This is a genomic window from Ensifer sp. (genome assembly GCF_035999185.1).
In the GTDB taxonomy this organism is placed as follows: Bacteria; Pseudomonadota; Alphaproteobacteria; order Rhizobiales; family Rhizobiaceae; genus Ensifer.
Window position 1 is genome coordinate 33146 of the sequence record NZ_DASYHB010000098.1, and the last position, 23497, is coordinate 56642.

Annotated in this window: 27 protein-coding genes; 14 read left to right on the top strand and 13 right to left on the bottom strand. The window is 61.5% G+C overall.

From position 1 onward, the window contains the following. Positions 1-9 precede the first annotated feature (9 nt). Complete coding sequence (locus VGO04_RS09860) at positions 10-708, top strand: aldolase (protein WP_327495767.1); 699 nt, start codon at positions 10-12, stop codon at positions 706-708. 27 nt (positions 709-735) lie between these two features. On the opposite strand, the gene VGO04_RS09865 is transcribed toward VGO04_RS09860, so the two are convergent. Together VGO04_RS09865 and VGO04_RS09870 are read right to left on the bottom strand one after the other, a co-directional pair. Then, positions 736-1338: a flavin reductase family protein gene (locus tag VGO04_RS09865; RefSeq protein ID WP_327495768.1), complete on the bottom strand. Its 603-nt coding sequence runs from the start codon at positions 1336-1338 to the stop codon at positions 736-738. Then, positions 1338-1922 (bottom strand): nitroreductase, encoded by a 585-nt coding sequence (locus tag VGO04_RS09870; RefSeq protein WP_327495769.1) that lies wholly within the window; start codon positions 1920-1922, stop codon positions 1338-1340. Before VGO04_RS09870 ends, VGO04_RS09865 begins: the two co-directional genes overlap by 1 nt. A 100-nt stretch (positions 1923-2022) precedes the next feature. On the opposite strand from VGO04_RS09870, the gene VGO04_RS09875 reads away from it, so the two are divergent. Then, on the top strand, positions 2023-3036 hold the full coding sequence (locus VGO04_RS09875) for a hypothetical protein (RefSeq protein ID WP_327495770.1): 1014 nt from the start codon (positions 2023-2025) through the stop codon (positions 3034-3036). 38 nt (positions 3037-3074) lie between these two features. Here VGO04_RS09875 and VGO04_RS09880 read toward each other — a convergent pair whose 3' ends face one another. From VGO04_RS09880 to VGO04_RS09905, 6 genes are all read right to left on the bottom strand, one after another. Then, positions 3075-3914, bottom strand: a complete 840-nt coding sequence (locus tag VGO04_RS09880) for a lysophospholipid acyltransferase family protein (protein WP_327495771.1) — start codon at positions 3912-3914, stop codon at positions 3075-3077. Between the two features lie 79 nt (positions 3915-3993). Then, complete coding sequence (gene thrS / locus VGO04_RS09885; protein WP_327495772.1) at positions 3994-5976, bottom strand: threonine--tRNA ligase; 1983 nt, start codon at positions 5974-5976, stop codon at positions 3994-3996. Between the two features lie 126 nt (positions 5977-6102). After that, on the bottom strand, positions 6103-6642 hold the full coding sequence (locus tag VGO04_RS09890; RefSeq protein WP_327495773.1) for a DUF1697 domain-containing protein: 540 nt from the start codon (positions 6640-6642) through the stop codon (positions 6103-6105). A gap of 12 nt (positions 6643-6654) precedes the next feature. Further along, the gene (locus tag VGO04_RS09895) at positions 6655-7083 is read right to left on the bottom strand and encodes a DUF2267 domain-containing protein (RefSeq protein WP_327495774.1); all 429 of its coding nucleotides are present in this window, start codon (positions 7081-7083) and stop codon (positions 6655-6657) included. Beyond that, on the bottom strand, positions 7080-7454 hold the full coding sequence (gene yidD / locus VGO04_RS09900; protein ID WP_327495775.1) for a membrane protein insertion efficiency factor YidD: 375 nt from the start codon (positions 7452-7454) through the stop codon (positions 7080-7082). The genes VGO04_RS09895 and yidD overlap by 4 nt, the downstream gene beginning before the upstream one ends. 1 nt (position 7455) lies before the next feature. Then, the gene (locus tag VGO04_RS09905; RefSeq protein ID WP_327495776.1) at positions 7456-7902 is read right to left on the bottom strand and encodes an iron-sulfur cluster assembly scaffold protein; all 447 of its coding nucleotides are present in this window, start codon (positions 7900-7902) and stop codon (positions 7456-7458) included. A gap of 340 nt (positions 7903-8242) precedes the next feature. Between VGO04_RS09905 and folE the strand changes: the two genes are divergently transcribed. The 3 genes from folE (at position 8243) to VGO04_RS09920 (ending at position 10700) form a co-directional block, all read left to right on the top strand. Beyond that, positions 8243-8860 (top strand): GTP cyclohydrolase I FolE, encoded by a 618-nt coding sequence (folE, locus tag VGO04_RS09910; RefSeq protein ID WP_327495777.1) that lies wholly within the window; start codon positions 8243-8245, stop codon positions 8858-8860. A gap of 24 nt (positions 8861-8884) precedes the next feature. Beyond that, positions 8885-9337 (top strand): phosphoribosyl-AMP cyclohydrolase, encoded by a 453-nt coding sequence (gene hisI, locus VGO04_RS09915; protein WP_327495778.1) that lies wholly within the window; start codon positions 8885-8887, stop codon positions 9335-9337. A gap of 403 nt (positions 9338-9740) precedes the next feature. Beyond that, positions 9741-10700, top strand: a complete 960-nt coding sequence (locus VGO04_RS09920; protein ID WP_327495779.1) for a patatin-like phospholipase family protein — start codon at positions 9741-9743, stop codon at positions 10698-10700. A gap of 185 nt (positions 10701-10885) precedes the next feature. Here VGO04_RS09920 and VGO04_RS09925 read toward each other — a convergent pair whose 3' ends face one another. Together VGO04_RS09925 and VGO04_RS09930 are read right to left on the bottom strand one after the other, a co-directional pair. Next, positions 10886-11314 carry a CBS domain-containing protein gene (locus VGO04_RS09925; protein ID WP_327495780.1) on the bottom strand — a complete coding sequence of 143 codons (429 nt, stop codon included), beginning with the start codon at positions 11312-11314 and terminating at the stop codon, positions 10886-10888. A 259-nt stretch (positions 11315-11573) separates the two neighbouring features. Next, positions 11574-12305, bottom strand: a complete 732-nt coding sequence (locus VGO04_RS09930) for a rhomboid family intramembrane serine protease (protein WP_327495781.1) — start codon at positions 12303-12305, stop codon at positions 11574-11576. A 21-nt stretch (positions 12306-12326) separates the two neighbouring features. On the opposite strand from VGO04_RS09930, the gene VGO04_RS09935 reads away from it, so the two are divergent. After that, positions 12327-13286: a PAS domain-containing protein gene (locus tag VGO04_RS09935; protein WP_327495782.1), complete on the top strand. Its 960-nt coding sequence runs from the start codon at positions 12327-12329 to the stop codon at positions 13284-13286. 109 nt (positions 13287-13395) lie between these two features. Further along, positions 13396-14004 carry a PilZ domain-containing protein gene (locus tag VGO04_RS09940; RefSeq protein ID WP_327495783.1) on the top strand — a complete coding sequence of 203 codons (609 nt, stop codon included), beginning with the start codon at positions 13396-13398 and terminating at the stop codon, positions 14002-14004. A gap of 281 nt (positions 14005-14285) precedes the next feature. Here VGO04_RS09940 and VGO04_RS09945 read toward each other — a convergent pair whose 3' ends face one another. Beyond that, entirely contained in the window at positions 14286-14447 is a 162-nt protein-coding gene (locus VGO04_RS09945; protein ID WP_327495784.1) for a hypothetical protein, read from the bottom strand. A gap of 257 nt (positions 14448-14704) precedes the next feature. Between VGO04_RS09945 and VGO04_RS09950 the strand changes: the two genes are divergently transcribed. From VGO04_RS09950 to VGO04_RS09965, 4 genes are all read left to right on the top strand, one after another. Continuing rightward, the gene (locus VGO04_RS09950) at positions 14705-15313 is read left to right on the top strand and encodes a transglutaminase-like cysteine peptidase (protein WP_327495785.1); all 609 of its coding nucleotides are present in this window, start codon (positions 14705-14707) and stop codon (positions 15311-15313) included. 286 nt (positions 15314-15599) lie between these two features. Next, positions 15600-16334 (top strand): hypothetical protein, encoded by a 735-nt coding sequence (locus VGO04_RS09955; protein ID WP_327495786.1) that lies wholly within the window; start codon positions 15600-15602, stop codon positions 16332-16334. A 183-nt stretch (positions 16335-16517) separates the two neighbouring features. Continuing rightward, positions 16518-18050, top strand: coding sequence for a D-alanyl-D-alanine carboxypeptidase (locus VGO04_RS09960; RefSeq protein ID WP_327495787.1), 1533 nt, complete (start codon positions 16518-16520; stop codon positions 18048-18050). A 79-nt stretch (positions 18051-18129) separates the two neighbouring features. Then, entirely contained in the window at positions 18130-18399 is a 270-nt protein-coding gene (locus VGO04_RS09965) for a hypothetical protein (RefSeq protein ID WP_327495788.1), read from the top strand. Between the two features lie 129 nt (positions 18400-18528). Here the strand turns inward: VGO04_RS09965 and VGO04_RS09970 are convergent, their stop codons facing one another. Together VGO04_RS09970 and VGO04_RS09975 are read right to left on the bottom strand one after the other, a co-directional pair. Next, positions 18529-18966 carry a DUF1489 family protein gene (locus tag VGO04_RS09970; protein ID WP_327495789.1) on the bottom strand — a complete coding sequence of 146 codons (438 nt, stop codon included), beginning with the start codon at positions 18964-18966 and terminating at the stop codon, positions 18529-18531. 75 nt (positions 18967-19041) lie between these two features. Then, positions 19042-20442, bottom strand: a complete 1401-nt coding sequence (locus tag VGO04_RS09975; protein WP_327495790.1) for an L-serine ammonia-lyase — start codon at positions 20440-20442, stop codon at positions 19042-19044. Positions 20443-21162: 720 nt separating this feature from the next. On the opposite strand from VGO04_RS09975, the gene VGO04_RS09980 reads away from it, so the two are divergent. From VGO04_RS09980 to VGO04_RS09990, 3 genes are all read left to right on the top strand, one after another. Then, positions 21163-21855, top strand: coding sequence for a DUF599 domain-containing protein (locus VGO04_RS09980; RefSeq protein WP_327495791.1), 693 nt, complete (start codon positions 21163-21165; stop codon positions 21853-21855). A 130-nt stretch (positions 21856-21985) separates the two neighbouring features. Further along, entirely contained in the window at positions 21986-22990 is a 1005-nt protein-coding gene (locus VGO04_RS09985; protein WP_327495792.1) for a DUF1624 domain-containing protein, read from the top strand. 3 nt (positions 22991-22993) lie between these two features. Next, positions 22994-23467 carry an isoprenylcysteine carboxylmethyltransferase family protein gene (locus tag VGO04_RS09990; RefSeq protein WP_327495793.1) on the top strand — a complete coding sequence of 158 codons (474 nt, stop codon included), beginning with the start codon at positions 22994-22996 and terminating at the stop codon, positions 23465-23467. The last annotated feature ends 30 nt before the right edge of the window (positions 23468-23497 follow it).

Below are 23497 nucleotides of genomic sequence, written 5' to 3' on the forward strand. Positions count from 1 at the left end.
TGGTTCACCATGTCTGTTAACCGCCCCCAAACCATAAAGCCGCTGCTGGTTGCCGACGGCACAGCCCTTAGCCTCGATCTGGCCGTCCTGAATGCGATGGCTGGCATCGTGCTCGACGTTGGCTGCGCCACGGAGACGCTACGTGGGCTCGCCTCCCGGCAAGGGCGCGATTTCGCGCTGCTTGCGCGCGTCGAACCTGTCGAGCGACTGAGCGAAGACGAACTGAGCCGGCTGCTTGGCTGCGGGATAGACGGTGTCGTCCTTACCGAATGCCGCGGTCGTGCAGACATTCAACGGCTCGACGTCATGCTGACGGTCGCCGAAGCGGTCGGAGGCATGACCGCAAATCGCACGAGGATCTACGCAGAGTACGGCGGCGCATCCGAGGGACTGCTGTCACCGCATGCGCTGTCGGGCTCTTCGGCGCGCCTGGAAGGCCTGATCTTCAACGGCGCGGCGCTTGCCGCTGCCGTCGGCTGCAGGGCACCGACCGGCGCTTCCCATGAGCGCGTGGCGGCGCCTATCCTCGCCAGCCGGGCGTATGTGGTGCTGAAGGCCCATGAGGCCGGCGTGCCTGCCTACGAGGCGATGCCGGCCGATTGCGACGAAGCGGCGGCGAAGTGGGTTTTGGCGTCGAGCAGAGACAACGGCTTTGCCGCGGTCGTCTGCCGCTCCGTCGAACAGGCAATCGCCGTCAACGGCGCGTGACGCAACGCCTCGGGCAGATCGCAAACCTCAACGAGTCGGACGGATCATCTGGAAGACGTCGCCGCCGTCGCAATAGTCCATGTAGCCGAGACGGGCGAGCGGCCTGACCGTCGACATGTCGAAACGGCCGTCGCGAATTGCCTCGTCGCGGATGTGAATGCCGACGACCTGGCCGATCACGACATAGTTGTCGGATGCTTCGCCATCCAGCCCCTTCGGCTGAAACAGCTCAGTCATCCGGCACTCCAGTGCCGCATAGGCTTCGCCAACGAAAGGCGCATCCACCAGAGAACCGTTAACAGGGGTCAGCCCTGCGATTTCGAACTCGCTGTCGCCATGGGGCGCTGCGATCGACGTCTTGTTCACTTCCTCCGACAGATTGCGGCTGGCGAAGCTTGCCGTGAACGCGCCGGTCGCTTCGATGTTGCGAACCGAATCCTTGTAGCCACTCGACGAGAACATCACGAGTTTCGGCTTGTCGCTGATGGCATTGAAGAAGGAGTACGGCGCCAGATTCAGCGAGCCATCGGCAGCCTTCGTCCCGATCCAGCCGATCGGCCGCGGCGAAACGATGGCCTTGAAAGGGTCATGCGGCAAGCCGTGACGGTTTAAGGCCGTATCGTAGAACATCAGGCGCCCTCGCCGACCCAGGTGACGATCTCTTCGAGTTCGGGCCGCGGACGCTCCGTCGGCGGCACCATGGCCGTGCCGATGTGAATGAAGCCGGCGATCTTCTCGCCCGGATTGACGCCCAGCAGCGGATAGGCGCGCTCGTCGAAGGCGTACCATTCGGTCAGCCAGTTGGAGGCGTAGCCGAGCGCGTTTGCGGCCATCAGCAGGTTGAGGCAGACGGCACCGGCAGACATCACCTGCTCCCATTCCGGGATCTTGAAATGCGGCGCGGCCGTGCTGACGACCGCAACGACAACAGGCGCCCGTGACAGGCGGGTTTCCTCGACCTTGATCATCTCGTCGGACAGATCCGGCTTGACCTGAAGCGCCATCGCCTTCAGTTCGGCGCTGATGCGCACTCTCTCCTCGCCCCGGTAGACGATGAAGCGCCAGGGCGCCAGCTTGCCGTGATCGGGCACGCGGGAAGCGAGCTTCAGCATTTCCGCAACCTCGGCCTTGCCGGGGCCGGGCTCTCCCATCTGGAAAGCGGGAATGGAGCGACGGGAGGTCAGGTAGTCGACAAGCTTAATTTCGGTTTTCATGTCAGACGAATTCCACTAATTTGCCGCGGCATCGGCAGCCACGAAAATGCCATATCGACGTCCCAAGTGGAGTCACTCAGTCAGGAAGTCAACTGTTCTCATGCGTCGTTGCTCTCGTATTTTCCTCAGTACCGGCCTTGCGATGCTTATCGCCGGAACCGCTACGGGAAGCGTTTTCGCCGAAGATGCAACCCAGGCCTTCGAGAGCTTTCCCTCGATCGCCGGCCCGCGGAAGATGCCGAAGCTGACGGGTTTCAGCCCGATGACATCAGACCCGGTCGCCGATGGCACCCTCAAGGACATCAAGCTTGAGGCGCTGCTCGCCGAAAAGGGCGGCCCTGTCGAGGCCGGCCTGACCTGGCGCGTCTTCAGCCCGATCCCTGGAAGTGACGGAAAACTGCCGCTGCTGGCGACATCAGAAGGCGGATCGACCGCCTTCAATCTCGTGCCCGGCGACTATTTCGTCAACGTATCCTTCGGCCGCGCCTCCGCCACGCGCAAGATCCGCGTGCCCGAGCAAGGCACGCTCGACAAGCAGGTGCTGGTGCTTGATGCCGGCGGCATAAAACTCAACGCCGTGTCGGGCAGCGACGTGCGCATCCCGCCGGCAGACCTCAGCTTCTCCGTCTATTCCGCCGACACCAAGAGCGACGGTGAACGGGCGCTGATCATCTCGGACGTAAAGCCGAACACGGTGATCCGGCTCGGCGCCGGAACCTATCACGTGACCTCGAGCTACGGTGGCGCCACCAACGCCTCGACCGCCGCAGACATTCAGGTGGAAGCCGGCAAGCTGACGGAAGCGACCATGCAGCACCGCGCCGCCAAGCTTACCCTCAAGCTGGTCTCGGAGCCGGGCGGCGAAGCGATCGCCAACACCGCCTGGACGATCCTGACCTCTGCCGGCGATACGGTGAGCGAAGCAAACGGCGCCTTCCCAACGCTGATCCTGCTTGAAGGCAGCTACTCTGCCGTGGCGCGCTACGAGGACAAGATCTACGAACGGGACTTCACGGTGAAAGCCGGCGTCAACACGGATGTGGAAGTGCTGCTCAGCAGCGGTGGCAACGAGCCCAGTGCCAGCGCCGGTGCCATTTCCGATGCGGCCGACTAGCGGCGGCGCTACAGTTACGGCAGCCGACTGACGCATCGTCAGCTCGCGCGTCGCAAGAACCGGCGGCGCGGCGGGGCCATGGAAAAAACCGCATCATAAATGCGGGCCAGCAAATCCTTGCGATCGCCGCAAGCGCCGAGATCCTCCGGCGTCAGGACATGGCCGATTCGTGCGGCGATCGTCGTCCCCGACAGACGGCGGAACTCCCGGATCAGCAGCGACAGCCTGAGCGTCAACGAAATCTTGCTCGCCAGATGGAAGAAGGGCCCATTCTGTCCCTCGAAGTAGATCGGGATCACGCTCGCGCGCGCCGACTGGATCAGCTTCGCCGGGAAAATCTTCCAGGGCAGGTCCTCGGCGCGACCGAACCCCTTGGGCGCAGTCGCGACGCCGCCGGCCGGAAAGATGATGATCGTTACGCCTTCCTTCAACAGCCGCAGCGCTTCGTGGCGCGTCGCCATGTTGACCGCGAGCGCTTCTTTGGTTTCCTCGAACGATACCGGCAAGGAATAAGGCGCCATTTCCGGCACCTTCAGCAGTTCGTTGTTGATGAGGACACGGAACGGGCGGCCGAGCTGTTCGGCGAGTGCCAGAACGGCGATGCCATCGCCGATCCCGAAGGGGTGGTTGGCGATGATGACGATCGGCGTGTCAGGCAGGTGCCGTGGCGGCCACTCACCCTGCGTGCGCAACTTCACATCGATCAGCTGCAGCATCTCGCCAAAGACGCGGTCACTCTTGCCGACGATGTCGGACCGCCAGCGCGTATAAAGCTTGGCATAGCGGTTGCGGCCCGACAGGCCTTCCATGGAGCGGATGAACCAGCGCTTCAGGCGCCGGTCGTTTGCATTGGCGTAGGACAGCTCTTTGAACTGCACGGACATCTCCGATGGATACAATTCTATCCGGATATTCCGCTAATATGACAGTTTGCTGACAAAGCAAGTGCCCGGGGTATTAACCCCGAGCTTTCTTTTCCAGCTTGCGCTTGAGATCCGGCGCCATGGCTTCCAGGGCAAGCGAGGCGATCGCCTCGTCGAGCGTCATCGCGGTCTGAGCCTGCGAGCCCAGACGACGGATGTTGACCGAACGCTCCTCGGCTTCGCGCTTGCCACAGACGACGATGACCGGAACCTTGGTCACCGAGTGCTCACGGACCTTGTAGTTGATCTTTTCGTTGCGGAAGTCGGTCTCGACGGTGAGGCCGGCGTCACGCAGGAGTTCGGCAACCTCGCGGCCGTAGTCGTCGGCTTCAGATGTGATCGTCGCGACCACGACCTGCAGCGGCGAGACCCAGAGCGGCATGTGGCCGGCGAAGTTTTCAATCAGGATGCCGAGGAAGCGCTCCATCGAGCCGCAGATGGCGCGATGGATCATGACCGGCTGGCGCTTTTCAGATTCCTTGTCGATGTAGAAGGCACCGAAACGTTCCGGCAGGTTGAAGTCGACCTGCGTCGTGCCGCACTGCCATTCGCGACCGATCGCGTCCTTCAGCGTGTACTCGAACTTCGGACCGTAGAAAGCGCCCTCGCCCGGCAGGATGCCGGTCTTGATGCGGCCCTCGGACTGTTCCTCGATCGTCTTCAAAACGTCGGTCATCACGCTTTCGGCACGATCCCAAAGTTCGTCCGAACCGACGCGCTTGTCCGGACGGGTGGAAAGCTTGACCACCACTTCCTTGAAGCCGAAATCCTCGTAGACCGAGAGGATGAGATCGTTGATGCGCAGGCATTCGGCCGCCATCTGCTCGTCGGTGCAGAAGACGTGTGCGTCGTCCTGGGTAAAGCCGCGCACGCGCATCAGGCCGTGCAACGCGCCAGACGGTTCGTAACGATGGACGTTGCCGAACTCGGCCAGGCGAACCGGAAGTTCGCGATAGGACTTCAGGCCGTGCTTGAAGATCTGGATATGACCCGGGCAGTTCATCGGCTTCAGCGCGAAGACGCGCTCGTCGTCGGTCTCGTCACCGGCAACCGTCACCTTGAACATGTTGTCGCGGTACCAGCCCCAGTGGCCCGAGGTTTCCCAGAGCGACTTGTCGAGCACCTGCGGCGCGTTGACTTCCTGGTAGGTGTTGGCGAGGCGCCGGCGCATGTAGGCGACCAGCGTCTGGAACATGCGCCAGCCCTTGCCGTGCCAGAAGACGACGCCGGGGCCCTCTTCCTGGAAATGGAACAGGTCCATTTCACGGCCGAGGCGGCGATGGTCACGCTTTTCGGCTTCGGCCAGAACGTGCAGGTACTGGTCGAGCTCTTCCTGGGTGTGCCAGGCGGTGCCGTAGATGCGGGTCAGCATCGCGTTGTTGCTGTCGCCGCGCCAGTAGGCGCCGGCCACCTTCATCAGCTTGAAGGCGGTACCGATCTGGCCGGTGGAGGCCATATGCGGGCCGCGGCAAAGGTCGAACCAATCGCCCTGGTAGTAAATCTTGAGATCCTGTCCCTCGGGTATCGCGTCGACGAGTTCGACCTTGTAGGTCTCGCCCTTGTCGGCAAAGACCTGGCGGGCCTTGTCGCGCGACCAGACTTCCCGGGTGAACGGCTTGTTGCGTGCGATGATCTCCTTCATCCGCTTTTCAATGAGCGGCAGGTCGTCGGGCGTGAAGGGCTCGTTCTTGGCAAAGTCGTAATAGAAGCCGTTGTCGATCACCGGACCGATGGTCACCTGGGTGCCCGGCCACAATTCCTGCACGGCTTCCGCCATCACGTGTGCCGCATCGTGGCGGATCAGCTCGAGCGAACGCTTGTCGTCACGGGTGACGATTTCGATGCGGCCGTCGGCGATCGTATCGGACAGATCACGCAGCTCGCCATCGAGCGCGATGGCAACGGCCTTCTTGGCGAGCGACTTCGAAATCGACTCGGCGACATCGCGACCGGTCGTGCCGGGAGCGTATTCGCGGACGGAGCCATCAGGGAATGTAAGGGAAACGGGATTCGACATAGTGATCTCCTATCCAGTCCCGCCAACGAATGCGGGTGGTATGGGTTGGCCGGAAACGGCCGATGAAGTGAAGCTGGCCTGATAAAGGGTTTTCGAAAGCGAGTAAAGGTGAAGGCAGCGCCGGAACTAGCCCTGCAACATGCCCGCCACGCCCTTGACGGTGTTCCAGTTGCGGAAGGTGCCGACGCCGAGCCGCTTCGTCGTCATCGCCCCCAACAGCTTTGATTCGCTGGCCTTTCCGGGAAAATGCACCCAGAGATCGCCATCGACGATCGCCAGGCGCTCGCCGGCGATGCAGTAGCGCTGAAGGCCGGAAAGCGCAGTTTCCGTCAACGGATCACGCATCACCCGGACGTGCACTTGCGTTGCGTCCTGTTCGCCCTCGTCGCGGAACGGATTGGACGCCGCAAGCTTCTGCCAACAGCCACCGGACCGGACAATAATGTCGACGTGCCGGCCGAATGTCCGGGAGAAGGCCTGCTCGAGCGGCGTTTCGAGATCTCGAACGGACGTTTGTCCGGCCTCGAACACCAGATTGCCAGTCGCAACCAGCGTTCGCGGCGAACAGTAACCGAGTTCTTCCGCCATCTGCCTGAGATCCGCCATGACGACCCGGCGCCCGGCGCCTAGGACGATGCTGTAGAGCAAGGCGACGTAACTGTTCATCTCTTCTCCCGATCAGGCGCGCCAGAAGTCCGCGGCACCGGCGGGCAGCCGGGCAAGCACCCGGTCGAGTTTCGCCTCGTCGACGTTGCGACGCAAGGCGGCAGCCACGTCTGCAATGGCACTGTCCGGAGAGATATTGTGGTCCGGGCGCAGCACCTGCACCTCGCGGGTCATGGCGATGCGGCCGGCAAACGGGACCGTCGGCTCTTCGAGATCCCACTCTGCAACGAAGATGGCCCTTAGCACCGGCGGCAAGACATCGGCGAACAGAATGGCGTCCTCGATGCCCAACCTGCGCCGGAAGGTCTGCAACACCGCCTGCACCATCGTATAGGCCTGGTTCGTCGTCTGCAGCCCGGCGGTGTCGCGCGCGTCGAGCATGAAGCGGTCGAAATCGACCGAAGCCTCGCGGTACTCCATCGGCATGGGCATGGCAGTCATCCAGCTTTCGACCGCGGCCGCCAATAGCGCCACGGCGCATACCACGTCAGGCGAGGTTCAAGCTGCTCCGGCACCGGATCGAAACCATGGGTTCCGCCCGGCCCGCATCTCGCGACGCGAAAGAGCGTCATCCAGCCCCCCGCCCAAAAGCCGTGGCGGGCGATGGCCTCGTAGCCGTATTCCGAGCAGGTCGGCAGGTGACGGCACGCATTGCCGATGAAGCTCGAAAGCGTCAACTGATAGGCTCGGATAAAGGCCATACCGATCAAACGCCCGGGCGTCTTGCGGAATGGGCCGGACCAGTTCCGTCCACGGATCGCCGGGCGTGCTTCATCGCTTATTGCGTGCCGGCAATTCGGTTCGCCGCACATCTCAGACGACCGTAAGCAGCCGCTTCGCCTCGATCTGTTCGATCGCATCGACCACGGCGTCAAACGTCAGCATTGTCGAAGCATGACGGGCTTTGTAGTCCTTCACCGGGCGCAAAAAGCGCATGTCCTCGAAGCGCCCCGAAGGCCCCTCGCCGTCCGCCTTCAGCATCGCCAGCATGTCTTCGCGCGCCTTGCGGATTTCCTGGGCACTGGCCCCCACGACCTGGCGCGCCATGATGGAGGACGACGCCTGGCCGAGCGCGCAGGCCTTCACGTCATGGGCAAAATCCGTGACCACGTCGCCGTCCATTGTCAGCCAGATGTGCACCTTGGAACCGCAGAGCTTCGAATGCGCCGTCGCCTCCGCATCCGCTTCGGCAAGCGTGCCGATGCGCGGAATGTTGCCTGCGAATTCGAGAATACGGCTGTTGTAGATGTCATCCATCATTTGACGCGATCCGGCTGATTTTTCGCGGTTTTGAGTGATCGACGCATGATTTTCTCCGGTAGGCAGGAAAAAAGCACGACGCAACACGCTCCGCCTCTTTCATCTCTGTGGCACCATACTATATGCTATGTCGTGTTGGGGCGACAGTTCCGCAAGAGGAACAATGTCGCCTGTTGTTTGGGAAACCGTGCCGGAAGGTCCAGTGCACTGCTAAGCCAGGACCGGAAAGCCCCGGAGCCCGCCAACGGAACCCAAGCCTGCAGGGTTAGGCGAATGGCCAGTGGCGAGTTGTCCGAAAGATAAAACGTCAAGCAATCCCGTATTGCTAAAAGAGGCCATTATGGATGCCATAGTGAAGAATTTTCCCGTGCTCGACGATGCGAGCGGCCGCCCGACCCAGAAGGAAGCGGAAGAAGCCGTGCGCGTGCTTTTGCGCTGGGCCGGCGAAGACCCGGAGCGCGAAGGGCTGAAGGACACGCCGGCGCGCGTGGTCAAGTCCTATCGCGAGCTTTTCAGCGGTTACGAGCTTGTCGCTGAAGACGTGCTCGGCCGGACCTTTGAAGAGGTTGCCGGCTACGACGACATGGTGCTCGTCAAGGACATCCCGTTCTATTCGCATTGCGAACACCACATGGTTCCGATCATCGGCAAGGCGCATGTCGCCTACCTGCCGAACGGCCGCGTGCTTGGCCTTTCGAAGATCGCGCGCGTCGTCGACATCTACGGTCGCCGGCTGCAGACGCAGGAATCGATGACCGCACAGATCGCGAGAGCGATCGACGAGTCGCTCGCGCCGCGCGGCGTCGCGGTCATGATCGAGGCGGAGCATATGTGCATGGCGATGCGCGGCGTGCAGAAGCAAGGCTCGACAACGCTCACCACCACATTTACGGGTACGTTCCAGACGGAGCCGGCCGAACAGGCTCGCTTCATGACCATGCTCAGGGGCTTCAAGTAAGGCTCCGACAGACGGAGCCTTTCCATGACGCTCACCTTCGACGCTCCCTCCTCCAACAAGGCCGAACTGGAGAACGGTCCGGCCTTTACCCCGCGCTTTGACCAAAACGGGCTGATCACCGCCGTCGTCACCGATGTGAAGGACGGCGAACTGTTGATGGTTGCGCACATGAATGCCGAGGCGCTGGCGCTGACGATCGAGACCGGCGTGGCGCACTATTACAGCCGCTCGCGCAAGAGCCTGTGGAAGAAGGGCGAAAGCTCGGGCAACCTGCAGACGGTCAAGGAAATCCGCACCGATTGCGACCAGGATGCCGTGTGGCTGAAGGTTTCCGTTGCCGGCCACGATGCCACCTGCCACACCGGACGCCGTTCCTGTTTCTATCGGACGGTCGGCGCCGACGACGGCAGGGCGGTGGTGACGATTACCGACGATCACAGGCATTTCGACCCCGCCGAGGTCTACGATAAAAATTAAGCATTGCGCATCTTTTCGGTGCGGGCACATGCTATATTCATTCTTTGGAAACCAACCGGGCGCCTAATCCTTAAGCAAGGATGCCGGTGCAAGGTTGGAACGATTTCGTTCCAAGACGTATTGCAAACTGTATCCAATGTTTATCGGTCATGCCGCAATCGGCGGCGGGATCGGTGATATACCTAGAGAACGGTGCCAGTCTTTCAGCAATGAATGGGACAAGGCCGGCACCAGCGCCGGCTTGGCGGAACCTCCTCAAGACGCGCGCAGAGAATTTGCGTACCTCCAGGGTCGTGTCCGATTCTTGAGTCAGTTAATTCAATGGTGAATTGCCAAAGCGACCCTCGCGCATTCTCATCGACGTGTCGCGTTGCGGAGTATTCGGCGGTGTTGGAGGTGCCGGATGTTGAATTGGACTTTTACGCGTAGCAACCAGATTGCAGATCTGTCCGGACCGGACGGAACCTCGATTTCGACAACACCGCCAGAACCGGCGACGCCTCCGCAAAGACCAAAGATCGCGATCGCCCTCGGTGGCGGCGCTGCCCGTGGGTGGGCCCATATCGGCGTACTGCGCGCCCTCGACGAGGAGGGCATCGAAGTCGGCATGATTGCGGGAACCTCGATCGGTGCGCTGGTCGGCGGCTGCTATCTCGCCGGAAAGCTCGACGAACTCGAAACCTTTGCCCGTTCGCTCACCGTGCGCCGGATCGCAGGCCTTCTCGATTTCGCGATTGGCGGCGGCGGCCTCTTCGGCGGGCTGAGGCTGACCAAACGCATGCAGGAGCATCTGGAGGGGCTCAGCATTGAAAGCCTCGACAGGCCGTTCATCGCGGTCGCGACCGAAGTGCACAGCGGCCACGAGGTGTGGCTGGAAAAGGGATCGCTGATCACCGCAATCCGCGCGTCCTACGCTCTGCCGGGTATCTTCGAGCCGATCAAGGCGAACGGCCGCACCCTCATCGATGGCGCCCTCGTCAATCCGGTTCCTGTCTCCGTCTGCCGTGCGCACGAGCAGCAGCTCGTCGTCGCCGTCAACCTCAACTACGATCTCTACGGTCGCTCCGCTGTCGTCAAACACAGCGCCGGCGCGGAATCTCTGGATGCGCAGACCAAGGAGCCGCCGCACCATTCGCGGCTCGGAATGACCAGCGTGATGGTTCAGGCCTTCAACATCATCCAGGATCGCATTTCCCGGGCCCGCCTTGCCGGAGATCCGCCGGATCTCGCCCTCCACCCCAGACTGAACGACATCGGTCTTTCGGAATTTCATCGCGCTGGCGAAGCGATCGATCGCGGTTATCTCGAGGCAAAGGCCAGGCTTTTGGAGATCCGCCGGATGCAGGACGCACTCGTTCGTTGATCGGTCGTCGGGGCCGAACCGAAGAACCACGAGACCCTGCCCTACGCTTTCGGCCAACCTGCCGGAGGCTGCTCCGGCGACAAAGCGATTAAACCCTCACATATGCGGACCTGCCCCCGCGCATAAGCTGGGAGCCGCCTGCGGCCGCAAGCGATAAGCGGGCGGCGTGGCGCCGCCCTTTGCTATCAGCCGGCGATATAGGCCTTGATCTGTTCGGTCTCGTGTTCGATGGCGCGGATGTGATGCTTGATCACGTCACCAATCGAGACGATCCCGGCGAGTTGGCCATTCTTTTCGACCGGCAAGTGACGCGCCCTGAGCTTGCTCATCATTTCCATCAGGGTCTGGACCGACATGTCCTCCGAGCAGCAATAGACGTTCTGCCACATGACGGCTGCAACCGGCCTTTCGAGACAGGTCGCTCCCTGCTTGGCAATCGCCGCGACGATGTCGCGCTCGGTGAGGATGCCTGCGATCTGATCGTCCGCGTCAAGGATGACGACCGCACCGATATGATTGTCACGCAAGAGGATGGCAGCCTGCTGGACTGTCATCTGAGGGCCGACCGTTACGACGTTCCGGCCCTTTTCATCGAGTATGGCTTTTACTGACATGCGCACATCTCCCGTTGCGACAACACCGGGTCGGCAGGGACAGTTCCAGCCTCCTCTCGTGCGGTACGGTCGGGCGATGGAACCTGTACCCTGGCCGCTTCCGATAACCTTGCGCGTGCTCCTCAGACGCGGACGGTTTTCGATACCCGGCCTACACGGGTCGCTTGTCTTTCGACACATGGCGACCGTAACAAATGGTGCGCCAGCGTCTGAGGGAAATCAAGCGCTCACAAGCGTCGTCCGCCGATCTTTCGCGCCGTCAGTCGCGCGTGTCGAAGAGGCCGAAGAGCAGAAAGCCGAAGAGGAAACCGCCGATATGCGCTTCCCAGGCAACGCTGCCAGCTCCGCCGGGGATAAACATGCCGAGGCCGATCAGGAAATTGGTGAGGAACCATATTCCGGCAAAGACCACGACCGAGCGGTTTGCCAGGGCCTCGCCGACGGTCAGCCGCCGATTGAGATGGGCAAACTGACGGCTGATGCGCCCGCTCGGCGAAAAGACGAAGCGCGCGGCCGCGCCCATGAAACCGGACACCACGCCGGATGCGCCGACGACCACGATCATCTCTCCCCAATGAAATGCCGTGTGGAGCGCAACGGCGGCCGCCGCAGACAGACACCAGAACACCGCCAGCCGGCCCATGCCGATCCGCCGCACCACAGGCGCACCGAAGGCTACCATCCAGAAGATGTTGAAGATCAGATGCTCCCAGCTTCCATGCAGGAACGAATAGGTAACCGGGCTCCAGAGCCAGGCGAGGCCCTGCTCGGCCAGGGGATGGTCGTAGCGCGCCGGCAGGAACGCAAAGTTGAAGATGAGCTCCTGATCCATGGCGGGCGACAGGACGTAGGTCCGCAGGACGTGGACCGCGACGAGAAACAGCAGGATGACGGTCAAGCCCGCCGGCAGATTGAAGGCGGGTTCACGCGCCGGGCTGCTGGCGGCTTCGCGCTCCGCTTCCGGTGGCGTGGCCGTCTGGTCTCGTTCCATAGTCGCTGCTCTCTTCCATCGATGCACCCACCCGATCCCTGCAAGACATCGCATCGCCAGATTGGGACCAGACTGGGGCGACCAGCCATAAGCAAACAAAAAAAGACCGTCCAGCAAAAACTGAACGGTCGCCAAGCTCAGATCCGAGCTCCAGTTCAAGTGCCGAAGACAATGCTTCGTGAAGTGATGCTCTTCCCTGCCAGCCACAACGCCGCACTGCAACAGAAACCCTTTGTTAACCTTAATTTCGCGGTGGCACGGTTTTCGCTCCATGGACGTCAGGGCCGCCCCTCACGGCCGACGATGTATCGAACCGGGACAGGCCGGCCGCAGAAATGGAATGAACACACGATGCGCAGCACGACGACGACGGAGCTTTTCCGATACTGGAACACCATTCGCGGCAAGCGTGAGCTGCCCCGCCGCGACGAACTCGAGCCGTCGGATATCCGCACGCTGCTGCCGAACCTGTTCATCCTGGAGCGCAACCGCAATGCCGGCATCTCGTTTCGCCTGGCCGGAACGCACGTTTGCGCCCTCTTCGGGCAAGAACTGCGCGAGCGTCAGTTCGGCATGCTCTGGCTCGGAAGCCAGGCCGCCAAGGCGCAACGCATCACCAGCCTCGTCATGACGCACCGGGTGCCTGTCATGCTGTCGGCAAAGGGACGCACCGCCGATCAACGCGAAGTCGATGTCGAAACGCTGTTGCTGCCGCTTGCCTCCAGCGAAGGCGCGAGCGACCGGGTTCTTGGAGCGATTTCGCCATTGTCCCGCCCGTACTGGTTGCACGCGACTTCGGTGGAGCATCTTGACGCCACCGGCATGAAAATCCTCGATCCGGACCGGACTGCCGTCTTCCACGACGAGCAGGTTCAAACCCAGCCTGCAAACCACGCGAAAAGCCGCGTCGACAGCGGACCTTTAGCCGAGTTCCGCCGCGTCCGGCATCTTCGCATCCTGGAAGGCGGGCGCGGGAACTGATCGCCTGCGCTGTCCCGCAATCGCCCCTTGCACCAACCGGAGGACGAACCATCTATTAACTTGAAGAGGCTAAGCTTCGCCCGCCAAGCTATGTCGATCCAGAGTCATCATGTTCTCGTTCCAGCACGCACAGAATACGGCCCCGAAACCGCACCACGAAGGTGCGTTCCAGCGCGTTTCGGTGAATCTTACGGGCCGCCTGATGCTTGCCAACTACGACGAGTTCGAATGCACCGCCGTCGACATGTCACCCGGTGACGTGCTGCTTTCGTCGCCCGCCCGCCCGCGCGCGGGCGAACGCATCATCGCCTATGTCGATCACGTCGGGCGGCTCGAGGGCACGGTGTCGCGCATTGGCGAGGGCGCTTTCGTCATCCAGCTCAACGCCACAGAACGCAAACGCGAGAAACTGGCGGCACAGCTCACCTGGATCGCCAACAAGCATGAACTCGGCCTGCCCGAAGACAGGCGTCATGACCGCCTTGCACCACGCAAGACAACGACCGAGCTGACGCTCGACACCGGCGAAAAGTTCCCGTGCCGCATCATCGACCTTTCGCTCTCCGGTGCCGCGGTCGACATCGAGAACCGGCCACCGCTCGGCACGGCGGTCCTGCTCGGCAACATGAAGGGGCGGATCGTCCGCCACTTCCAGGAAGGTTGCGCCATCGAGTTCTCGGGCATCCAGTCCCGTGAGGCACTGACCGAGTTTCTCTGAAGGCGCCGGCGCTTACGCCAGCCCGCCACCAACGCACAAATCTGAACACTGACGCCGGTCTGAACACTGACAGTGGGCGGCCCTGCCGGCTGCCCCGGCCACAGAGCCTTGCCGCCTCAGGCGGCCGTACCGCATCGACGGCGCCACGGCAAAACGGATTCCCCGCGCACGGACCAGCCAATTTTGGCGATGCCGGCGTCGACGGGTGAAACGCACATCGGGACGACCAGCATCAACTGCAAAATACGTTGCCCGACCAAGCGACCGTCACTGCGGTTGCGTCATATCGAGACATCTTGCCTGCGGGCATCGGACGCTGCTCCGGCGGCGTAAAATATTTTTTTGAGCAATTTCAACGCCGCACCCAATATCTGAAGTCGAAATCCGGCAAAAACGCCAAGGGCGACCGGGTCAAAACGCTGCAAAGACGGCTGTTTCGCCAACGCCCACTTCGGCAACAACAACACAAACCGTCGCCATATCATTCAAATCCAATCACTTACGTCCTTAACAAAACGTGAGCAACAAACTTCGCGGCGCGGAAATCGATAAAATTTGATTCAAATTCGATTTAAATACAAATAAAAATCTATTCTTATTTGATTCTTATACGAGTTTCATTTGTACTTTTTTTTAGTTCGCTAATTCGCGGGCGATAAAATTGTCTGTGCGATTGTCACACCACAACGGGGAGACAATCATGCTCAAGACAATCACCAAGATGATCGCGGTTGCGGTCCTTTTCACCGCCGGACTGATGCAGTCGGCCCAGGCGCTTCCGGCCAACATGGTCGTCACGGGCTCCACCAACCCGCCGATCGGCCACTACGAGTTCTGCAAGATCTACGCGTCGGAGTGCACCTCCAATGGCCGAGATCGCGGCCCGATGGTGCTGACGCGTGAAGGCTGGCAAAAAATTCTCGAGATCAACTACGACGTCAACCAGGCGATCACGCCGATGACCGACATGGAAATTCACGGCGTCGAAGAAAAGTGGTCCTATCCCGACACGGTCGGCGATTGCGAAGACTACGTTCTTTTGAAGCGTCGCAAGCTGATCGAAAGCGGCTTCTCCGCCTCCGACCTCCTGATCACCGTCGTGCTGCAGCCGAACGGCGACGGCCACGCCGTTCTGACCGTACGCACCGACCGTGGCGACTTCATCCTCGACAACATGCGCAACAAGGTGCTGCTGTGGTCGGACACCGAATACACCTACCTCAAGCGTCAGTCGACCGAGCATTCCGGACGCTGGGTCAAGCTTCAGGATGGCCGCACCGTCGCCGTCGGTAGCGTTCGGACGCAGTAAGTCGACAAAGTCAGGCGGCCCGCCGATCAAGGCGACCCGCCACCAAAATGCTCCGGTCAGTCACTATCCCCGTCCAGACCGAGCTTCGGCCGGTTCCGTGTCCCTCGGAACCGGCCGTTTTTTTCGTGAGTGCCTACGGTTCACCCCAAGGGCGATATTCACAGAAAATTAACCATCCTCGACCAGCGTCGGACAAGCGGCGCATGCCACACCTCGATCTACCGGCGAGCCACGTTTACGAACCACATGAATTCGGGCTCGACCAATGCGACGGAACGGCCCAACGATGAGCAACCCTTCAAACGGCATAGACGAACCGGAGCTGCGACCGCTTCTGTCTCCGCGCTTCATTTACCGGGTGACCGCGCTCGTTGTCCTCTTGGCCGGATTGGCGGGGGCGATCGCACTTGCCGGCCGCTGGTACGGCGAAAATCTCGCGCTTGCCGGCCACACGGCGAGCTCCGAAGTTTTCGATATCTTCATCGGGCAGGACCATTTGCGGCTGCCGGCCAACATGATCCGCTTCGAGGCGCAGCGCGCCACCTCTATAGTTGAGCGCGTCGACCTCTATCTGACCTGGCCCGCGCTTGAAGGCTACAGCGGCGAAAACCGCAAACTCTTCAACGATGTCGACACGCCTGAGAACCTGATCTTCCTTCAGATCTCCCAGAGCACCATGTCGCGCGACATGTCCGGGCGGCTAGGACCTATCTACACCCAGGTTTTCGACGGAGCACCGACCCCCGGCCCCAGCGGCTTGGCGCAGCACGCGACGAAAGCAACCTCCAGCTATGCGGGCGAGACCTTCTACACGGCAGAACGAGGCGGCCAGCCGTCCTATGTGGTGCGCTGCCTGAAACCGGACGCCCAAACCCACGCAACGAGCGCCGATTGTCAACGCGATTTCCACACGGGCACGGATCTCGCCGTGCTCTATCGCTTCTCCAGTAACCTGCTGCCGCAATGGCAAAAGATCGACGATGCCATGGCAGCCTTTATCAAAAGCCGCCTCGTGCCCTGATTTTGTCCAACTCATATGGTCCAGCGAGCGCCGCCGCACCATTGCGCTACACCGGGATCGTCTTTGTCCGAATGCGTGCTTTTCCGGAAACCAATCATTCATCATAAACCGATTGGTAACGCTATGCCGATACTGTCTCGAGAACGGTCGTTCCCGGAGGCGGCGTCCGGACAACCCCATGACATGAGAATAAAGAGTAGCGTAGTGTCCCAATCCGGTTTTTTTGATCTCGCGAAGCGCCCGTTCGGTGCTCTTTCAAAGATGGTAGGACGGGTGGTCCTTGCAGGCGCCATTGCTTCGGCTGCCTTTGCAGTGCCGGCCTTCGCAGCCTCGAACTACGCCAATCCGAAATATTCGGGCATCGTCGTCGATGCCAAGACTGGCAAGATTCTGTATGGCGAGGATGCCGACGAGCTGCGCTATCCTGCGTCTCTGACCAAGATGATGACCCTGTATCTGACCTTTGAGGCGCTCGAGGCCGGTCGGATCACCAAGTCCACGGCCATTCCCTTCTCGAAGAATGCTTCGGCCGAACCGCCATCCAAGCTCGGCGTGCGCGCCGGCCAGTCGATCACCGTCGAGCAGGCCATTCTCTCGCTGGTCACCCGCTCGGCCAACGACGCCTCGACGGCGCTTGGTGAATATCTCGGCGGCTCCGAGCCGCGGTTCGCCCGGATGATGACGAACAAGGCGCGCGCACTCGGCATGACGCGCACGACCTATCGCAACGCGAACGGCCTGCCCAATCCCGAACAGCGCACGACCGCCCGCGATCAGGCTCGCCTAGGCCTCGCGTTGCGTCAGCATTTTCCGCAGTATTACGACTACTTCTCCACCCGCAGCTTCCGCTTCGGCAAGCAGACGATCGGCAACCACAACCGCCTGCTCGGCAATGTCCGTGGCGTCGATGGCATCAAGACCGGCTACACCCGCGCTTCGGGCTTCAACCTGGTCACGTCGGCTCAACTCGAAGGCCGGAGCATTGTCGCAGTCGTGATGGGCGGAACGTCGGGCGCCAGCCGCGACGCTCAGATGCGCCGGCTGGTCGCAAAGTATATGCCGTCGGCCTCGCGCCGTGGCGACGGCAACCTGATTGCCGAAACGAAGCCGACCCCTGTTCCGGTCGAGGAAACCCAGGTCGCGGCCGCGGCTCCCGTCGCGGAAACGTCGGTCGTTGCGGCGACAGCCGCCACCCACGACCTGCCCAACACCGGCCCGGTTCCGGATTTCCGCTACAACGGCGAAAGCGCGAGCAGCGTGCAGATGGCCTATGCCGGCAACAAGCGCGCCTCCGACAACCCTGTGCTGTCGGCGAAAATCGTTCCCAATACGCTCGACGCCCAGAGCCTGAAGCTGCGTAAGCCTGTCGAGGCCGGCATGGTCGATAGCCAGATCACCAACTCCGTCCCGAAAAAGGCTGACGCGGTGGCAAAGGCTGAGCCGGCCGAAGTCGCAATGGCTGAACCCATGCCGGCGCAGCCGCAGGGTTGGGTGATCCAGATCGGCGCGACGCCGGACAAGGATCAGGCCATGACCCTTCTTGGCGATGCCAAGGACAAGGGCGGCAAGGCGCTTCGCAACGCAAAGCCGTTCACGGTCGCCTTCGGCCAGGTCTACCGCGCCCGCTTCGCCGGCTTCGACGACCAGAATTCAGCGGTCAACGCCTGCAAGGCATTGAAGAAGAAAGGTATCTCCTGCTGGGCCAGCCAGCAGTAAGGAGCAGACAATTTGGCGCCCGGATGTGTTTGTTTTCCGGTCGCCTTCCTCGGATTTGTACAGCGTAACGAGGTTAATCATGGCAATGAACGAGAACGTTCCGGGGGTTACCCCGCTGCCGGGAAGGCGCGGCAAGCCGTCGCGTATCAACCTGCACCCCCTGCACGAGGCGGCGATGCGCATCGCCGACCTCGGGCTGAACCGATCGAAGGCGAAGACCCGTGATCTGGTCGGCATGCTGTTGACCCACGGCGCTCGCGCCTGGCGCTCGACCCAGCCGCGGGCCGGCATTCATCTTCACGTAACGGCACCGGGTCGGCGCCATCCGCTGAAGATGCGGATCACTTGATACCTCACGATTTCCAAAGGCGGCCCCGTGCCGCCTTTTTGCTTTGCGGCGCTGCCGTCGCAACGACGCGCATGCGCCAGCATCGCAACGAGGCTTGTCGTTGGGCGGTCAGGTGATCTCTGTTGAAAACTAGAGAAGGCCGAGTTCGGCCAGTTCGCGACGCAACTCAAGCGGCATCTCGGCACCGCCACCGGACAGCGACGCCAGGTCGCGTGGAGCGTCCGTGGTGTTGAGATAGCGCCACCCCTGAAACGCACGGCGCGGCTGCAGCTCCGTTTCGATCACTTCCGGACCAAGCAGCAGATTGCATCTGCCGATGCCCTCGCCGTCCGTAAAGGTCTCGATACCGATCAGCGGCTGACGCGCCTGAACGGTCCCTTTGATCACCCAGTAGAGTGAACCGCCCGCGAGAAGCTCTTCGACGCGCTTCGGCACCATGCGCGTCGTGTGAAACGAGTGGGGTTCGAGCCCGGCCGCCATGGCCGCCATCGCCTTGCGCGAAACCCATTCGCGCAGGTCCTCGACCGATTCCGCTCCGACGCAGAGTTTTATGAGATGAAGTGACATAGCTGTTTTTGAACACCCGTCTGCCCGCTGCGGTCAAGCGGAGAGACGCTGTTCATCCACAAATCCCGGTGAGGCTCAACATTCAACGACGTTGACCGCGAGGCCGCCGGTTGAGGTTTCCTTGTATTTCTCGTTCATGTCGACGCCGGTCTGGCGCATCGTCTCGATGCAGGCATCGAGCGGCACGAAGTGCTTGCCGTCGCCCTTCAGTGCCAGTGACGCCGCCGTGACCGCCTTGACGGCGCCGAGCGCATTGCGTTCGATACAGGGCACCTGCACCAGGCCGGCGACCGGATCGCAGGTCATGCCGAGGTGATGCTCAAGCGCAATCTCCGCAGCATTCTCGATCTGCTCGGGCGAGCCACCCATAACGGCGGCCAGGCCGGCCGCAGCCATCGCCGACGCAGAGCCGACCTCGCCCTGACAGCCGACTTCGGCACCGGAGATCGAGGCGTTGTGCTTGATGATGCCACCGATGGCGGCGGCCGTCAGCAGATAGTCGCGAATGCCCTCCTGGTCGGCGTCGTCATGGAAGTGCATGTAGTAGCGAATGGTCGCCGGGACCACGCCTGCAGCACCATTGGTCGGCGACGTGACCACGCGGCCGCCGGCAGCATTCTCTTCGTTGACGGCCATGGCGTAGACGCTCAGCCAGTCGTTGGCGAGCAGCGGATTGGCCTTGTTGGAGCGCCATTCCTCCTGCAGCTTGTCGTGGATCGAACGCGCGCGCCGGCGAACCTTCAGCCCGCCCGGCATGATGCCTTCCTGGCTGAGGCCGCGGTCGATACAGTTGCTCATCGCGCCCCAGATGCGGTCGAGCCCGGCATTCAGCTCGTCCGGCGACATGGTCGCCTCTTCGTTTGCGCGCTTCATCTGCGCGATCGTCAGCCCGGAGCGGGCCGCCATATCCAGCATTTCCTGGGCCGACGAGAACGGGAAAGGCACCTTCACGCCGACGGACTTGTTCTTCGATGCGCGCATCGCCTCAAGCTCGGTATCGGTCACGACGAAACCGCCACCGATCGAATAGTAGATACGCTTCAACAGCAGCCGCCCGTCGCGATCGAAGGCGGAGAACGACATGCCGTTGGCATGGCCGGGTAGCGGCACCTTCTTGTCGAAGATCAGGTCCGTTTTCGGCTGGAATTCGTAAGACGGATGCCCCGGGGGCGTGATGCGACCGCTCCGCTCGACCGCGTCAATCAAGGCGTCCATCTGATCGGGATCGACGATATCCGGACGCTCGCCGACAAGCCCGAGGATCACCGCCCTGCCCGTGCCGTGACCAATCCCGGTATGGGCAAGCGAACCATGCAGGCTGACCTTGATCGCCGCGACCGTCGCGTGAGACGGGCGTGGCCAGTCGTCGGAAAGGACGAGATCGAGGAAACGGTTGGCGGCCGACATCGGCCCCATCGTATGCGAGCTCGAAGGCCCGATACCAATCTTGAACACGTCGAAGACGGAAAGAAACATAAGCTGCCTGCCCCGGAGACTGACCACGAAGCCCAAGGGATTACTTGAGCACCGTATTTACGATTGCCTCGATATCACGCTTCGAAGTCCATGCGAACCGGCGCGATATCCTCATACTTGCCTGTTGATTTTACCCTCAGATCGGCTCCGATCTAAGGAAATCCGCAAGCAGATATAGGAACGAAGCCTAAGCGATCCCATAGCAGGCGCTCCGGCGGTCCACCGACATTCGATCCCGTTCGTGCGACATTCTTTTCAGATCAGGAACGCCATCCCGGAATCAAAACAGCGCGGCTCTTGGGAAGCCGCGCTGCCAATCAGTGACTTTTTGAAAAATCAAATGCCGCCGAAAAGATAAGCAAGAACAAGAACGCCAGCGAAACCAGCTACGGCGCGAGCAGTCACGCCCCAGCAAGACTTCTGAATTGTATTGTCCATGATGTCTCCGAAATACTCTCAACGGCCGCGGGCTGCACAGTGGGCGCCCGCGTCTGGAGGCAATGCATATTGAAGAAAGCGTAAATGCGCAATGGGGGAATGTGGCGGAAAGGTGTCAGGCCCTGGCGTCCCCACACAGGATCCTGGTGAAAACCCCGCAATCGGCGGGTAGAGGCGAAGAGAAATTCCGCCGCAATTTCATCACAGTAGTTGACGCATCGTCGATTCCGCCGCCATCGCGGCCAGCTTGCATTTTCCAAAAGCCATGCCAAAAACACGTGTATGACCTTCGAAGATCACATAGCGCTCGCCGTGTTTGTCCTGCTTTGGGCCGGTTTCAGCTGGGCGACGGACGGTACGCGCGGCTTCAAGCGTGTGAGTCTCACGCGCCTTATGAACGAGCACCGCGGCCGCTGGATCCGCAATTCGCTCAACCGCGACCTGAAAATGATCGACACGCAGATCATCGCGGGTCTGCAGGCCGGCACCGCATTCTTTGCCTCGACGACGATCTTTGCGCTCGGTGGCTGCTTTGCGTTGCTCGGTGCGACCGAACAGGCACAGATGATTTTCGCCGACATGCCCTATGTCTTCCACGGCGGGCGAACCGCGTTCGAGCTGAAGGTCGGCGGCCTCACCTGCCTCTTCGGCTATTCCTTCTTCAAGTTCGGCTGGTCCTATCGCCTGTTCAACTATTGCTCGATCCTGATGGGCGGCATTCCGATGACCGCCGACATGCAGCGCGACCGGCTGGCGGCAGAAAGAGCCGCCGAACGGGCGGTGCGGATGAATGTGCTTGCCGCCAAGCATTTCAACGCCGGCCTCAGGGCGATCTTCCTGTCGATCGGCTATCTCGGCTGGTTCATCAGCCCCTATGTCTTCGTCGCGCTCACCGTCTTCGTCATCTTCGTGCTCACCCGCCGGCAGTTCTTCTCGGAGGCGCGCGCGGCGCTGATGCAGGACGCAGCACCCTGACGAGCCGCGCGGCTGATGCGCTCGACGCACACAGGCCGCGCCCAATCATCAAAACGATCAACGAACGAAGCGCGCCTGGCGCAAGCCAGGCCTGTCAGTCTTCCTCACGCCAACAGGATGGCGAATGCCCATGTCCGAACTCAACGTGACCTCTCCGGCAACAGCGACCCCGCCCCCACCATCGCGAGGACGGCTCGTCTTTATCGATGTGGCGCGCGGCGTGGCCCTCCTGGCGATGGCGCTCTATCACTTTGTCTGGGACCTCGAGTTCTTCGGCTACGTGGCAGCGGGTACGGCCGGGACCGGTGGCTGGAAGATCTTCGCGCGGCTGATCGCCAGCAGCTTTCTCTTTCTCGCCGGCTACAGCCTCGTCCTTGGACAATGGCCGAAGCTCCGGCTCGGCGGCTTCCTGCGCCGGTTCGCCAAGATCGCCGGTGCTGCGGCGCTGATCAGCATTGCGACCTACTTCGCCTTCCCGGACACATTCATCTTTTTCGGCATCCTTCACGCGATGGCCGCCGCAAGCCTGATCGGCCTCATCTTCCTCAGGCTTCCGGCGCTGGTTTCCTTCGCCGCAGCTGCGGCCGCCATTGCGGCACCGTTCTATCTGCGCGCGCCGATCTTCGATGCGCCCTGGCTCTGGTGGGTCGGACTGTCCGAGACGCTGCCGCGATCCAACGACTATGTGCCGCTGCTGCCGTGGCTCGGACCGTTCCTCCTCGGCCTCGGCACGGCAAAGCTCTTCCACACGCGACTTGCAGCGGCGCTCACGCGGCCGCCTAAGGACGGCAAAGGCAAGCTGTGGATGAAGCCGCTGCTCTTCGGCAGCCGTCACAGTCTGGCCATATACCTCATTCACCAGCCCGTGCTCATCGGACTGGTCTATCTCTTCTCGCTGATCTCACCGCCGACATTGCCGGACCCCAAGCAAGCCTATCGCAGCAATTGCGTGGCCGCCTGCAACCAGGGGAATCCCGCCGTGCCGTGCGAGGCTTTCTGCGGCTGTACGCTTGACCTTCTGGTGGACCAAAACCTGTTCGACAGCCTGAACAGGGGAGAGATCAACGTCAGCACGGATGAACGCATTGCGCGAATCGCGCGACAGTGCACAATGAACGTGCAATCAGGGGATTAGGACATGAATGCCTATCGTGCCAAGCCGCTGAACTTCCCATGGCCTGCCCTGCTTTACGGGGTGGCCACGATCGCGGCGCTTCTCCTGGCGCGACATTCCCCCATTCCGGTCGCACACGGGCATGGCTGGGTTCCTTGGATCAGCGGCGGCATCCTGATTATCGTCGCGATCTGGCTCGACCTTTGGGCCGTCAAGACATTGCTCGATCGGCACACGACCATTCTGCCCTATCGATCGGCAACTTGCCTTGTCACCTACGGGCCGTTCCGCTTTACCCGCAATCCGATCTATCTCGGCTATACGCTGATGATGATCGGTTTCGGCCTTGCGACCCTCAATCCCTGGTTTTTCATCATGGCCGTTGCAGCCGTGATGCTGACGACGCTCTTTGCCATTCGCAACGAAGAGCGTCACCTCTTGTCGCGGTTCGGCTTCGAATTCGAGCGCTACTGCCGCCACACAACCCGCTGGATCTGAACCTGCGTCGCTCGTAGACAGCAAAAAAGG